General features: G+C 36.0%; 15 protein-coding genes. 2 read left to right on the top strand and 13 right to left on the bottom strand.

The annotated features are described in order from the left end of the window. Positions 1–78: 78 nt before the first annotated feature. The 4 genes from fusA to gmk all read right to left on the bottom strand — a co-directional run bounded on the left by fusA (position 79) and on the right by gmk (position 4,436). Positions 79–2,151: an elongation factor G gene (gene fusA, locus PND65_RS04590; protein ID WP_271990678.1), complete on the bottom strand. Its 2,073-nt coding sequence runs from the start codon at positions 2,149–2,151 to the stop codon at positions 79–81. Positions 2,152–2,163: 12 nt separating this feature from the next. Continuing rightward, positions 2,164–2,835, bottom strand: coding sequence for an ankyrin repeat domain-containing protein (locus PND65_RS04585; protein WP_015535215.1), 672 nt, complete (start codon positions 2,833–2,835; stop codon positions 2,164–2,166). Positions 2,836–3,044: 209 nt separating this feature from the next. Then, positions 3,045–3,773, bottom strand: a complete 729-nt coding sequence (locus PND65_RS04580) for an SDR family NAD(P)-dependent oxidoreductase (RefSeq protein ID WP_187365571.1) — start codon at positions 3,771–3,773, stop codon at positions 3,045–3,047. Positions 3,774–3,857: 84 nt separating this feature from the next. Then, positions 3,858–4,436 carry a guanylate kinase gene (gmk, locus tag PND65_RS04575; protein ID WP_022355936.1) on the bottom strand — a complete coding sequence of 193 codons (579 nt, stop codon included), beginning with the start codon at positions 4,434–4,436 and terminating at the stop codon, positions 3,858–3,860. 86 nt (positions 4,437–4,522) lie between these two features. Here gmk and PND65_RS04570 point away from each other — a divergent pair, with 86 nt between their 5' ends. Beyond that, positions 4,523–6,163, top strand: a complete 1,641-nt coding sequence (locus tag PND65_RS04570) for an Rqc2 family fibronectin-binding protein (protein ID WP_022355937.1) — start codon at positions 4,523–4,525, stop codon at positions 6,161–6,163. A gap of 5 nt (positions 6,164–6,168) precedes the next feature. Here the strand turns inward: PND65_RS04570 and PND65_RS04565 are convergent, their stop codons facing one another. Genes PND65_RS04565 through PND65_RS04535 form a run of 7 tightly spaced genes read right to left on the bottom strand, consistent with a single transcriptional unit; the run spans position 6,169 to position 10,887 of the window. After that, entirely contained in the window at positions 6,169–6,474 is a 306-nt protein-coding gene (locus tag PND65_RS04565) for a (Fe-S)-binding protein (protein ID WP_015535216.1), read from the bottom strand. A 5-nt stretch (positions 6,475–6,479) separates the two neighbouring features. Then, positions 6,480–6,659 (bottom strand): hypothetical protein, encoded by a 180-nt coding sequence (locus PND65_RS04560; protein ID WP_022355938.1) that lies wholly within the window; start codon positions 6,657–6,659, stop codon positions 6,480–6,482. Next, positions 6,659–7,234, bottom strand: a complete 576-nt coding sequence (locus PND65_RS04555) for an electron transport complex protein RnfA (protein ID WP_015535217.1) — start codon at positions 7,232–7,234, stop codon at positions 6,659–6,661. Before PND65_RS04555 ends, PND65_RS04560 begins: the two co-directional genes overlap by 1 nt. Position 7,235: 1 nt before the next feature. Further along, the gene (gene rsxE / locus PND65_RS04550) at positions 7,236–7,889 is read right to left on the bottom strand and encodes an electron transport complex subunit RsxE (RefSeq protein WP_087158821.1); all 654 of its coding nucleotides are present in this window, start codon (positions 7,887–7,889) and stop codon (positions 7,236–7,238) included. 14 nt (positions 7,890–7,903) lie between these two features. Next, a complete protein-coding gene (locus tag PND65_RS04545) occupies positions 7,904–8,413 on the bottom strand; it encodes an FMN-binding protein (RefSeq protein WP_087319197.1) in 510 nt (169 codons plus the stop codon). Beyond that, complete coding sequence (locus tag PND65_RS04540; RefSeq protein ID WP_271990681.1) at positions 8,410–9,579, bottom strand: RnfABCDGE type electron transport complex subunit D; 1,170 nt, start codon at positions 9,577–9,579, stop codon at positions 8,410–8,412. The genes PND65_RS04545 and PND65_RS04540 overlap by 4 nt, the downstream gene beginning before the upstream one ends. A gap of 12 nt (positions 9,580–9,591) precedes the next feature. After that, on the bottom strand, positions 9,592–10,887 hold the full coding sequence (locus PND65_RS04535) for an RnfABCDGE type electron transport complex subunit C (RefSeq protein ID WP_022355942.1): 1,296 nt from the start codon (positions 10,885–10,887) through the stop codon (positions 9,592–9,594). 109 nt (positions 10,888–10,996) lie between these two features. Here PND65_RS04535 and PND65_RS04530 point away from each other — a divergent pair, with 109 nt between their 5' ends. Then, positions 10,997–12,109 (top strand): FAD:protein FMN transferase, encoded by a 1,113-nt coding sequence (locus PND65_RS04530; protein WP_271990683.1) that lies wholly within the window; start codon positions 10,997–10,999, stop codon positions 12,107–12,109. Between the two features lie 7 nt (positions 12,110–12,116). Here PND65_RS04530 and PND65_RS04525 read toward each other — a convergent pair whose 3' ends face one another. Then, positions 12,117–12,941, bottom strand: coding sequence for a Cof-type HAD-IIB family hydrolase (locus PND65_RS04525; RefSeq protein ID WP_035402347.1), 825 nt, complete (start codon positions 12,939–12,941; stop codon positions 12,117–12,119). Between the two features lie 46 nt (positions 12,942–12,987). Next, complete coding sequence (locus PND65_RS04520) at positions 12,988–13,359, bottom strand: hypothetical protein (protein ID WP_035402346.1); 372 nt, start codon at positions 13,357–13,359, stop codon at positions 12,988–12,990. Positions 13,360–13,421: the final 62 nt, after the last annotated feature.

The following is a 13,421-nucleotide window of genomic DNA, read 5'->3' as shown; positions in this document are numbered from 1 at the left end:
GTTCATACACATATAAAAAGGGACTAATAGTCCAAAGTAGTTCAAAAACTACTCAACTGTTAGACCCTCTTTTTTTGCTTAATCTTTGTTGTGTTCCTGAATAATTCTAGAAGCAAATGGTTCTGGAACTGGATCATAACGATCCATGCTCATTGTATATGTTCCAAGACCTTGCGTCATGCTTCTTAATTCAACAGAATATTTTGCCATTTGTGACATAGGAACCTGTGCTTCGATGATCTGATCTCCTTCATCCGGTGTCATACCCATGATAGCTCCACGGCGTTTATTTAGATTACCAATGACTGTTCCTGTGTATTCATCAGGTACTTTAATAGTAACATTCATGATAGGTTCTAACAAAATTGGCTTCACTTTCGTCATAGCATCTTTAAATGCTAAACGAGCTGCTAATTTAAATGCCATTTCGCTCGAGTCTACATCGTGGTATTTTCCATCCAACAATGTCGTTTTAACATTAACCATTTTATAGCCAGCCAAAGTACCTTCATTACAACATTCACGAAGCCCATTTTCAACAGCTGGGAAATATTGTTTTGGAACTGCACCACCAAATACTTTCTCTGCGAATACCATTTCTTCTTCATCTGGATTTGGTGTAAATTCAACAAATACATGACCAAACTGCCCATGACCACCAGATTGTTTTTTATGACGTCCTTCTCCAACAGCTGTTTTTGTAATGGTTTCGCGATACATTACTTTAGGATCGGATAAAGTAACTTCTGTTTTATATTTGTTCTTTAATTTGTTAACGATGATATCAAGATGCTGATCACCAATACCATAAATGACAGTCTCTTTTGTTTCTGCATTGTTTATTACTTTGAAAGTAGGATCTTCTTCCTGCAGCCTTGCCAGACCATTTGAAAGTTTATCTTCATCATTCTTTGATTTAGGTAAAACAGCCTGTCCATACATTGGCTCATCAAATACGATTGGATCTGCCATAACAAGCTTTCCTTTTTCACACAGCGTATCATTGGTCTTCGTATATTGAAGCTTTTGAATAGCCCCAATGTCGCCTGTAAATAATTTACCAGCAGCCGTTTGGTGTTTACCTTTGATAATAAAAATCGTACCTACTTTTTCTGGTTTTCCATTATTTGCATTTGAAACCACAGAATCACTTGATAGAACACCACTTAAAACTTTAACATATGAGATTCGACCTACAAATGGGTCAATGATCGTCTTAAAGACTTGCGCTGTTAAGACTTCTTTTTCACTTGTCATCAATTCCACTTTTACACCATTTGGTGAAGTCGCCGTATACATACCTTTTTCAGAATATGTTGGGAAATATGTAACGATCAGATCCATTAAACGTTGAATACCAATAGACTGTGTTGCACTTCCTGAATATACCGGACAAATTTCGCCATTGCGAACACCAATACGAACACCACGAGTTAATTCTGCATCGGTGAATTCTTCTCCAGAGAAGAATTTTTCCATAAGATCATCATCACCCATAGCCACTGCTTCAGCAATCTGATCTTTATATAGATTAACTTCTTCCTGCATATCTTCTGGTACTGGATGTGGTTTGTCGCCATCAGCCTTAGGTCCTTTATAGTACCATGCTTTATTACGAATGATGTTAACAGAACCAACGCATTCTCCATTTTCTACGATCGGTACTTCAAATGGAATGATGCTCTTACCAAAAGCTTCATGAAGTTTATCATAAGCTTCCTGGAAACTTGTGTTTTCTTCATCAAGTTTATTAATAAAGAAGATTGTAGGTTTTTTAGCGGCAATCGCTTGTTTATAAGCAAGTCGAGTTCCTGATTCCAGTACATCTTTTGCATTTGCTACGATCAAACAGCTGTCACCAACGGCAAATCCAGCTTGTTTTTCTCCAACAAAATCAAGATAACCTGGTGTATCGATAAAATTGATTTTACAGTCTTCCCATTCAATTGGAACGATGGACGTGTAGACACTGATACCACGGCGAATTTCTTCAGCGTCAAAGTCAATCATTGAACTTCCTTCTGAAGTCTTACCAAATCGATCTGTCGCTTTCGTATAATATAACATGGATTCCAATACAGAAGTTTTTCCCGCACCGCTGTGTCCAATGACGCAAACGTTACGTACTTCACTGCTTAAATAGTCTCTCATGGAAAAACCTCCTTAACGTAAGATCGGCTCTAATTGAGCTCGGCAATGTTCACGCACGTAATCAAGTGCGACGTTTCCTTGTTTATCTTCCATGTCTTTATCGGCACCATAAGACAAAAGTTTTTCAACAAGGCTTGGATAACCTCCATAGGCAGCACGCATCAAAGCAGTACATCCGTTATTATCAAATAAATTTACATTTGCATTTCTTTCCAACAACATAGAAACAGTATCACGTTTAAAGGCGATACAAGCTTCCATCAAAGCTGTGCGTCCAACTTCATCCTGTGCATTGATATCTGCTCCAGCATCCAGCAATACTTCAACACAACGATCCTGCCCTAATAAAGCAGCACGCATCAAAGCAGTGCGTCCTCGATCATCTTTTGCATTCACATCAGCTCCTGCATCAAGTAAAGCTTTACAAATTGTTTTATTTCCTTTTTTGGCAGCTGCCATTAAAGCCGTTTTACCCTTATTATCCACCAAATTAACATCGGCTCCATTATCAATCAACAGCTGTACCACATCTTTTCTGTCCCTTTTTGATGCTCGCATCAAAGCTGTACGTCCATCTCCATTTTGATAGTTTACATCGGCTCCTGCCTTAATTTGACTTGCTGCCATCGCAAAATCGCCATTTGCACAAGCATCCCAGAAAACCTTGTTGAAATTTTGATCCATTTTAATCTCCTCCGTTCTTTATAACGATCAAAAATATAAAAACTGGAACACGCAAACGTACCCCAGTTATAAATGTGGAAAAGAGTGGAATCTTGTTGAAACAGTTGGAACATTTTTCATCATTACCACTCCCTTCGTAAGTGCTTTCATTATATTAAATTTCTTACAAAAGGCAAATCAAGTACCAACTAAGACAGATTCAAAACCAATTAAGACATCATTGCTCCATCAACAGATAAAATAGTTCCTGTAATATAGCTTGCATTATCACTAGCAAGGAAAACAAAAGCGGATGCAATATCTTCTGGTTCCCCAATTCGTTTTAATGGAATCGCATTGATCATAGGTTCGATCATTTCTTTAGGAAGCTGTTTTACCATATCTGTATTAATAATTCCTGGAGCTACCGCATTAACGCGAATACCATATTTACCAAGTTCTCTAGCTAATGATTTAGTTAAGCCATTGATCGCAAATTTACTTACTGGATATGCTACGCCAGCTGACTGTCCATATAAAGACACCATAGAACTTGTATTTAAAATGACACCATGATTTTGCTCTTTCATGATAGTTGCAGCTGCATGTGTCGTAATATATACTGCACGCAAATTTAAATTCATGATCTTATCAAAACGGTCTACATCATAATCTAAAAATGATGCCGAATCCGAAAGACCAGCATTATTAATCAGCACATCAATCGTTCCATATTTTTCTTTAATTTGGGTAAAATCTTCATTTACAAGCTTTTCATCATTTAAATTGATCCATCTTCCTTCTACATTATCATAATTCAAGTTTTTTAAAGCATTTGTAACGGTTTCTTCTTTTGAGCCATAAAACACCACTTGATATCCTTCTTTTAAAAAGGCTTTCACACTTGCAAATCCGATACCTCTCGTACCGCCTGTTATGATACATACTTTTTTTGTCATACGTATTACCTCCTACTTTTATTATGGACACAGATCCATAAAAAAGCGAATGATATGCCTAGAAAAAAAGGCTGATAGTTCAGCCTATTTATTTTCTTCTAATTCAATATGTCTTAAGATGATCGTAGTGATCAATTCTGCAGCAAGCTTAGGATCATCATTGCATACGATATACTTATATTGAGGAATCATCTTCATTTCCTGGGCCGCTTTGGCAAGACGCTGTTGAACGATTTCCTCAGCTTCCGTTTTTCTTCCACGAATTCGTTTTTCCAGCTCTTCCATTGATGGAGGTATGATAAAAATGCTTAAGGCATCTGGACATTTTTCCTGAACTTGTGTTGCTCCCTGAACTTCGATTTCAAGAATAACATTCTTGCCTTCATTTCTTAATTTTTCAACTTCTTTTAATGGTGTTCCATAGTAGTTTCCAACAAATTCTGCATACTCCAATAATTCACCATTTTTAATTGCGTTTTCGAAATCTTGTCGTGAAGTAAAGAAATAATCTTTCCCGTCGATTTCACCATTTCGTGGTTCACGTGTTGTCATAGATGTTGAATAGGCGAGATTTAATCGCTCATCATTTTCAAAATAACGACGAACTGTACCCTTTCCTACTCCACTTGGACCACTGAGAATAATCAATAACCCTTTTTTCATAAACTCTCCTTTTTATACATTGTACAAGTCATCACTTCGACTGTCAAAGACTTTATGATACAATTGGACTATAAAGGAGAGATTTTATGGCAATCGATGGATTACTTTTACATACTTTAACAAATAAACTCAATCAATTAACACCTTGTAAGATTGGAAAAATGCAAAACGTATCGGATGAAGAAATACTCTTTCATATCCATCCACGCAAAGCAAAGGCTCAACGCCTAGTTATCAACGTTCATTCCAACACCAGTCGTGTTTACATCTCTAAGAGTTTAAGGAATACACAACCAAGCCCTTCTAACTTTGTTATGGTGCTTCGAAAACAATGTTCACAAGCTATTATTACAAAAATTGAACAAATTGGATTTGATCGCATCGTTCGTTTTGATATTGAAGCAAGAAATGAATTTCAAGATATATCTCATCTAAAGCTATATGCTGAATTAATGGGCAAATACGCCAATCTAGTTTTGGTTGATGAAAAAGATATCATTATTGATGCTTTAAAGCGCATTCCCGTGTTTGAAAATTCAAAACGCTTAGTTCATCCTGGAGCAAAATACACCCTACCACCACAACCTCTTAAACAAGATCCTAGACACATTCAATCATTGGATCTTGATCAAAGTCTTGTGGATCAGGTTTATGGCTTTTCTCCTTTGTTATCAAAAGAGTTTATCTACCGTTTACACAAAAACGAAAAGTTCGAAGACATTTTAGAAGAAATATTTCAATCCAATCAACTCTATGTTTATGATAAAGATTTTCATTGTATTGAATTAAAACATCTAGAAAAAACACCTAAAGTCTATGATTTTATGGATGGACTTGATCATTTATTTATCGAAAAAGAACAGAAACAACGGATCAAGGAGCAATGTGGTGATGTTTTTAAAACAGTAGATAAAGAACTCGCAAAATTAAAGAAAAAATTGCCGAAATTGGAAGAAAGCCTTCATGAATCTCAAGATTATATGAAATACAAAGAGTATGGAGATCTGCTCTTTGCGTATCAATCGCAGATCAAAAAAGAAAAAATCATTCGTCTTGAAAGCTTTGAAACAGGTAAAATGATAGAAATTCCACTTGATATGCGTTTTGATATCAAGGATAACGCCAATAAATTTTATCAAAAATATCATAAACTAAAACGTGGAGAAATCATTCTACAAGAACAAATCGTACAGTGTAGAAAAGAAATTGAATACTTTGAACAGTTGCAGCAGCAATTGAAATTCTGCTCTGTAGAAGATGCTCTGGAGATTCGAGAAGAACTCATCAAACAACGGGTATTGATGCCAAAAAAGATCAATCAAAGACAGAAGAAGAAAAAAGAACCAAATATTTTAAAGCTCGTATTACCAAATGCAGAAATCTATGTTGGTAAAAATAACATTCAAAACAATTACATTACGCATCATCTTTCCCGTAAACAAGATATGTGGTTTCATGTCAAAGATTACCACGGAAGTCATGTATTGATAAAAACCGATGAATTAAATGAAGAATTGATACGTATGTGTGCAAATTTAGCTGCTTATTATTCAAAAGGAAAAGAATCAAGCAGTGTTCCTGTTGATTACTGCCCTATTTCTCAAATCAAAAAAGTACCCGGCTCTAAAATCGGCTTTGTGACAATGAAATCATATAAAACAATTTATATTGATCCAGATGCTAGACAGATTGAAGAATGGATCCATACATATGCAAAAAAGGGATAGCCAAGCTATCCCTTGATTTTTATCGTATTTCCATCTGGACCAGGTGTACTTGCAAGATAATCGACAATTTCTTTTTTCTTGTCATCTTTACAAGGTTTGCAGGCAATATGATCCATTTCACCAGATACCAAAGCTTCTGCCATACCTGAACAGCCTGGATATCCACAACCACCACAGTTATAACCAGGCAGCATTCCCGTTACAGTGTCAACACGCTCATCTGTTTCTACTTTTAAATACTTATCAGCAACTCCAAGGCCTAAGCCCAAGACTGCCCCTAAAACTAACATCATTAAAATTGCATATAACATAAAGCTTAATCCTTTCTAGAATTATGCGCTGGATTATTCGTACAAGCATAATCCTTACAGCCTTCACAGTCGGCTTTTAAATTTTCACACCCCTCTGGAAGTGGGGTTTTTTTGTTCATTAAATAAAGCACGATATAAATTGTCACTAAAAGGGCAAAAAATAAGATTGCTAAAACGATTTTCATTAAACGATTCCTGCCAATCCACTAAACGCCATAGACATAATAGCTGCAACGATCAATGCGATTGGATTTCCAATAAATGGTTTAGGTACATCACAAAGATCTAAACGTTCACGAATCGTAGAGAAAATATACAATACCAAAGCAAAACCCAATGGCGTGCCAAATGAATATACAAGCATTTGAGCAAAATCATAATGATTAGAAATATTAACCAAACATACATTCAATACAACACAGTTTGTAGTGATCAAAGGTAGATAAACACCAAGTGATTTATACAAAGATGGACTTGTTTTCTTGATAAACATTTCCGTTAACTGTACCAAAGATGCGATAACAAGAATGAACGTAATCAAATCCATGAATTCTAATCCTAGTGGTACCAATACAAGATAATACAAACCATATGTTACAATTGCAGCCACGACAATAACGAACATGACCGCAACGCCCATACCGATTGCTGAACTGCGTTTCTTAGAAACACCCATGAATGGGCACATTCCTAAAAACTGATTTAAGATAACATTATTGATCAAAACACTCGTAACCAATAAAGTAACTAACTCACCCATACTACTTTACCTCCTTAGCTGCCACTTTTTGACCAGCATGATTTTTATAAACACTTACAAGGGCTGCTAATATCGCAAATGTAACGAAAGCTCCTACAGGTGAACTAAACATACTGATTACATAATCATCTGGAAGGATACGAATATTAAACAGTACCTGCGTTTCATCAAATGGATTCACTAAATTAATCATACCAGTTGATAAAACTTCACGAATCAAAGACATAGATGTAACAGCTAGAGTATATCCTAGACCCATTCCTAAACCATCTAATGCTGAATCCAAAACACCGTGTTTGCTGGCAAATGCTTCAGCACGTCCTAAGATGATACAGTTTACAACGATCAAAGGAATGAACACACCTAAGCTTGTATTAAGTGCAGGTGCATAAGCCTCGATCAACATTTGAATGATCTTAACAAGAGTTGCGATAATAACGATATAAACAGGGATACGAATCTCTTCAGGTGTAATATTTCTTACTAATGAAATGATCACATTGGACATGATCAATACACAGATTACGGCAACACCCATACCCAAACCGTTGTTTACGCTTGTAGTAATAGCTAAGGTCGAACAAATACCAAGATAAAGAGAAAATACTGGATTATCTTTTAATAAGCCGTTTTTAAAATTCTGAAACCTATTCATAATCAAGTTCCTCCTTACTTAAGCTCATCAACATATGTTGATGCCTCGTTGATTGCATCGACAACTGGTTGCGAAGAAACGGTCGCTCCAGAAATCGTATCTAATTCTTCTTCTGAACTCTTGTGCAAAAGACTGTTTTTAAAATCATCTTCCAAGACTTTAGAACCTAATCCTTTTGTATCCCCGTTGCTCATAGCTAAAAAGTTATCAATGGTTTTATCGTTGCTGTTGATAGAAACCAGGAATGTTGTACCATCTTTATAGCCACTTACTTTCATATTAAAGATAAATAAATCATTATATTTATAAACTTTTTGAACTGTTGTAGACTCTGATTTAAATTCTACTTCTTCAAAATCAGATTCTGATGCATCTGGATACATCTGCAATAAAGCTGCTTTTTCAGTTTTCTCATTGTTTGCAGCGATGACAGGAGCTGTCATTTCATTGGCAAAAGCCAAAGCTCCGCCTGCAATAGCTGATACAACAGCTAGAAAAACACCTAGTTTTAAGATCTTGTTCATAGAGAAACCTCCTCTTGAACGTGTTCAACCGGCACGTTATCTACAACCATTGAAGTTGCTTCGCTTTCAATTTTTGTTACTGGTTCAATTGAACTTGCTGCATAGAATGAAACACCTAATCCAACGATCGCTATACAGATAAAACCAGTCCATACTTTCTTTTTGATTTCTAGCTGTTTTCCATCTAAAGCATTTTCAATCATTGGTGTAAATAAGTTCATCAATAAAATTGAATATAGACAACCTTCTGGAAGATTGGCTTTTAAACGAATCAATACAGTTAGAACAGCTGCTCCTAAAGCAAAGATCACTCTTCCTCCAGCACTCGTTGGACTTGTTACTGGATCGGTTAACATGAATACTCCACCAAAGATCACACCACCTGTTAACAGATGTAACACTGGATACCAGATAAATCCAGGTATACCATGATAAGATTCGATTCCAGTTAATAGAGCAACAATTGCCGTTAAGACAAAGATACCTCCAAGATATGTAACAGGAACTCGCCAGTCAATCACTTGACGGAATGCAAGATAAATACCAACCAAGATAATCGCAATAGAGAATGTTTCACCAATAGCACCAGGATACGTTCCAAGAGCTAAGCCCATGAACCCTCCAAACTGCTCCAAGAAAGTATCTAAAACAGAACTTGTAGCTGGTAACCAGTTATATGTAGAAGCTATTACAGTCGTTGGTGTAGCGCTTGTAACTAAATCTGTCGTTGCTCCCATAAATGAAGCAAAGATGATAGCTCTACCTACTGCTGCCGGATTAAAAATGTTATTACCAAACCCGCCAAACAACAATTTACCAAGTACGATACAACAAGCTGTTGCGATGATCAATGCATATGGTGTCATTGAAATTGGAACCATCATCGTCAAGATAATAGATGTTACCCAGCCAAAAGATGTCTTGATATAGTCCAATGGTTTTTTCTTTGTACATATCGCAAAAATAGCTTCACAAACTAAAGTTGTGATCAATGAACTTGCAAGAAGAATGATTGCCTGCATCGCATAATTCATTCCGTATGAAGTTCCGTAATATATACAAGATATAACGAAGATGACCATTAAGCCACCGGTCAATTCCCACATGATACGCTGTGTTGAAAAACGATCTTTTATATTGGGACTTACATGAAAAGTAAACTTCATAATCTAAGCCTCCTACTTCTTTTTCTTCATGGCTACGATTCGCTTAGCTTTACGAACATTTTCTGTTACATCAATTTTTGATGGACAGATATAGGTACATAGACCACATTCGATACAGCTGCTGGCTCCACGTTTTGCCATCTCGTCTACATCGTTTGCCTTTAATGCCTGTGAAATACGAACTGGCTGCAAACCGCTTGGACAATGGTCACTGCATCGACCACATCGTAAACACGCAATCGCATCAACCGGCTTATCTGGAAGCACAGTAATCGCATTCATTGCTCGATCAACGACAAACATATCATTTACGATCGTTTTACCCATCATTGGCCCACCGGCAATCAAACGAACGTTCTCACTTGTATAACCGCCACAAGCTTCAATGATTTCACTTACGGGCATACCAACACAAACTTTAACATTTGTTGGTTTCTTAACGCCTTCCCCACTTACGGTCAAGCATTTTTCATAAATCGCATCTCCATCTTCAAAAGCATGGGCAATTGCAATTGCCGTACTGGCATTTCCTACAATTGCACCTGCTTCTGCTGGTAATGCGTTGTATTCTTTATGTAAAACTTCACGAACCAAAACACGCTCCCATCCCATTGGATATACATCTGGAACTGGTTTTACTTCGATTCCTTGTGCATCATGCAATTCGGATTGAACTTTTTCTATTAGGTCCGGATGACTCTTTTTGATACAAATATAGACTTTGTCAGTATTTGCCATTTTCTTCATGATCTTACAACCCGTGATCAAAGAAGAACAATCTTCCATAACAGCTCGATAATCAGCTGTGATGTAAGGTTCGCATTCAACCGCATTGATCAAAACACAGTCAATGCCTTCTGGTTTTGAATACTTTACATAAGCAGGAAACCCTGCTCCACCAAGTCCAACGATCCCAGCATTTTTCACAAACTCGACACATTCTTCTCTAGAAGCACTTTTATAATCGAGAGGTTTAAAAGCTTGGATCTTTTCTTGTTTTCCATCACATTCAATTACCATGTGATTTTGTGGACGTAATGAATTATGCATTCGTTTGACGATCCCTTTATACGTTCCAGATACACTGGAATAAATTGGAACACAGAACCCAGCTTTTGTACATGCTAGTTTTGTCCCAACTTTGACGGCATCACCTTCCTGAACAAAGATCTCAAAGTCTGTGTTTGCTCCAGCTACCAAAGGAATATAAACTTCCTTTTTAGGCTGAAGTTCCATTAAAGGTACACTTTCTGTAAGTTCTTTTTTCCCTGGGATATGATGTCTCATAGGTCCTAAAAATAGTGACATATGCTACCTTCCTCCTAAGTAAACTCATCTATAATTCTAGTCTTATTTTTCGTTCTTTACAACCCTTTTCGTATTCACAAACACACAATTTTCACATATAATATTACTCATGAAAAAGGTATCAAAAATCAAACAATGGCTCTTGTTGTCCTGCTGTTTTTTGTTTCTTATAGTATGTATTACTTCATACATATCAAATCGAGAAAATAGTTCTTCCAAAACTCAAAACATCACATTAACAGATGTAGGTTTTGACACTTCCATTGATTTTCAGGCGATATGTTCTCCTTCTGAATTTGATCAATATGTAACGATCGTTCGCGATACTTTCACAAAATATAATCAGTTATTTGATCAATACAACAGCTATGAAGGAATCAACAACGTCTATACTCTAAACAATGAAGCAGCCGACTCCTATGTTCAAGTTGATGACGATTTAATCGAATGTATACAACAAGCACAAAAGGTCTATAGTTTAAGTTCACAATTTGATATTACACAAGGAGCTGTACTTTCTTTATGGCATGATGCTCGAGAAGAAAGTATTGTATTAAACGATGAAGGAAAAGATGGTATTTTACCAGATGCTTCTGCGATCCAAGAAGCGATGCAGCATACCGGTTTTGATAAATTGGAAATAAAAGACAATACGATCCATTATCTAGATCCAGAATTAAAATTAGATTTAGGTGGAATTGCCAAAGGGTATACAGCTCAAAAATGCAAAGAGATTTTGAATGAAAATGGATTAGTAAACGGATTTATCAATGCTGGAGGAAATGTTGTCCTGCTCTCAGAAAAAAGCGATGGATGGCGAATTGGTATTCGAAACCCTGATCAACAATCCAGCCTGGTACGATATACCACAACTAAAGATAAAGCTATCGTAACAAGTGGAGATTATCAAAGATATTATGAAATAAGCGATCAAAGATACACCCATATCATTGATCCACAAACCGGTTATCCATCAAACTATGTACGAAGCGTCACGATCATATGTAATGATTCTACCCTTGCAGATGGTTTAAGCACAGCCTTATTTAATATGAGTTATGAGGATGGAGCTAATTTTATTTCTTCTTTACAAGATACCTATGATATCGGTGTCATTTGGATCCTAGATAAAGAAAAAGCCATCACATCGGATATCGAATGTAATGACTTTATTATTAAAACAACAGATAATATCCGTAAGGATGTCACTCTTTCAAACTAGCCTTGTGCTAGTTTTTTATATATTTTGAAATGAAGTGCTTTTCCATATAATCTGCCCAGCCATCTTCATCACATGTCTTATCTGTTATGATATCTGCAGCTGCTTTGGTATCTTCGCTTCCATTTAACAAGCAGACACCAAGACCACTGATTTTTAACATATCATTATCATTGCTCGTATCTCCAAAGGCAGCAACTTCTTCTAAATCAATATCATGCATTGAACAGAATGATCTTAACGCATATCCTTTTGAAACACGTTTGTCACAAAATTCAATTAAATTAGGTTGAGTCTTAAAACCAATATAATGTTCAGATGGATGATTTTTTATCCATTCTTCTACTTGAGGCATTTTAGATTCCTCTATACGAAACATGATCTTTGCGTTGTCTTTCAGATACATAGAAGCCATATCATGAGTCACAATCGTTTTCAATCCTGAAAAAGTAGATGCCTGGCGCGAAAAGTCATCTTCAAAAACAAAGATTTGCGCATTGTTTGTATAGATGGATGGATGCGCATCAAATGGTTTCATCAATTCGATCGTTTCTTTGATCCACTCTTTTTTCATCCTAAAGTATTCATATTGTTTTTGTGTCAAAGAATCTTTTAATGAAGAGCCATTCAATCCAATTAAAACATCAAAATCATCATACCCCCACCCTTTGATCGTTTCTTTGATTTGAAATATTGGTCTACCGGATGCTATACCAAAATATATACCATTTTGTTGAAGCAGATTAATGACTTTTTTGGCTCTTGATGTTAATTTTTTATGTTTTACAACAATCGTTCCATCTATATCACATATCACAAGTTTACATGTCTTCATATGCATCACCTGTCATTATATTAACAAAAAAAATATGCAAGATAAACTAGTTATCTTTGCATAATTCAACATATTCAGGATACTTTTTGGAGAGCGCAACAATAAATTGTCTACGATCTTTTTCAATATGATTTTCATAGACAAATAACAACAACCCGCTACATAAACCTACTGTAACCAAAAAGGCAAAAATACCTGCTGTCTTATCTTCGATCATAAATAAAGTAGTTAATGTCAAAATGATTACGATTACAAAAACTAAAATCGCAACAGGTATAAACTTCTTTTTTCTGATTCGGTATGAATTCATGATTGTTTCACACAAAAAAAGAATTTGTTCATCACTATATAAGCCATTCTCGATATTATGAATTTCGTTTTTAGGTAAACCTGGATTCCAAAGATATTTAAAGCGCATATGATCTCCTTACAAAGAGTATACACTAAACACAAAAAAAACTGCAACCACTATAGGCTGCA

The organism is Faecalitalea cylindroides (assembly GCF_028321995.1).
Lineage (GTDB): Bacteria > Bacillota_I > Bacilli_A > Erysipelotrichales > Erysipelotrichaceae > Faecalitalea > Faecalitalea cylindroides.
The sequence above is the reverse complement of the archived record's forward strand: the minus strand, read 5'-3'. Positions and strand labels throughout refer to the sequence as shown.

Bases quoted from the DNA above. Each gene is read 5' to 3' on its own strand.
- fusA (WP_271990678.1), bottom strand. From the start codon at position 2,151: ATGAGAGACTATTTAAGCAGTGAAGTACGTAACGTTTGCGTCATTGGA.
- PND65_RS04585 (WP_015535215.1), bottom strand. From the start codon at position 2,835: ATGGATCAAAATTTCAACAAGGTTTTCTGGGATGCTTGTGCAAATGGC.
- PND65_RS04580 (WP_187365571.1), bottom strand. From the start codon at position 3,773: ATGACAAAAAAAGTATGTATCATAACAGGCGGTACGAGAGGTATCGGA.
- gmk (WP_022355936.1), bottom strand. From the start codon at position 4,436: ATGAAAAAAGGGTTATTGATTATTCTCAGTGGTCCAAGTGGAGTAGGA.
- PND65_RS04570 (WP_022355937.1), top strand. From the start codon at position 4,523: ATGGCAATCGATGGATTACTTTTACATACTTTAACAAATAAACTCAAT.
- PND65_RS04565 (WP_015535216.1), bottom strand. From the start codon at position 6,474: ATGTTATATGCAATTTTAATGATGTTAGTTTTAGGGGCAGTCTTGGGC.
- PND65_RS04560 (WP_022355938.1), bottom strand. From the start codon at position 6,659: ATGAAAATCGTTTTAGCAATCTTATTTTTTGCCCTTTTAGTGACAATT.
- PND65_RS04555 (WP_015535217.1), bottom strand. From the start codon at position 7,234: ATGGGTGAGTTAGTTACTTTATTGGTTACGAGTGTTTTGATCAATAAT.
- rsxE (WP_087158821.1), bottom strand. From the start codon at position 7,889: ATGAATAGGTTTCAGAATTTTAAAAACGGCTTATTAAAAGATAATCCA.
- PND65_RS04545 (WP_087319197.1), bottom strand. From the start codon at position 8,413: ATGAACAAGATCTTAAAACTAGGTGTTTTTCTAGCTGTTGTATCAGCT.
- PND65_RS04540 (WP_271990681.1), bottom strand. From the start codon at position 9,579: ATGAAGTTTACTTTTCATGTAAGTCCCAATATAAAAGATCGTTTTTCA.
- PND65_RS04535 (WP_022355942.1), bottom strand. From the start codon at position 10,887: ATGTCACTATTTTTAGGACCTATGAGACATCATATCCCAGGGAAAAAA.
- PND65_RS04530 (WP_271990683.1), top strand. From the start codon at position 10,997: ATGAAAAAGGTATCAAAAATCAAACAATGGCTCTTGTTGTCCTGCTGT.
- PND65_RS04525 (WP_035402347.1), bottom strand. From the start codon at position 12,941: ATGAAGACATGTAAACTTGTGATATGTGATATAGATGGAACGATTGTT.
- PND65_RS04520 (WP_035402346.1), bottom strand. From the start codon at position 13,359: ATGCGCTTTAAATATCTTTGGAATCCAGGTTTACCTAAAAACGAAATT.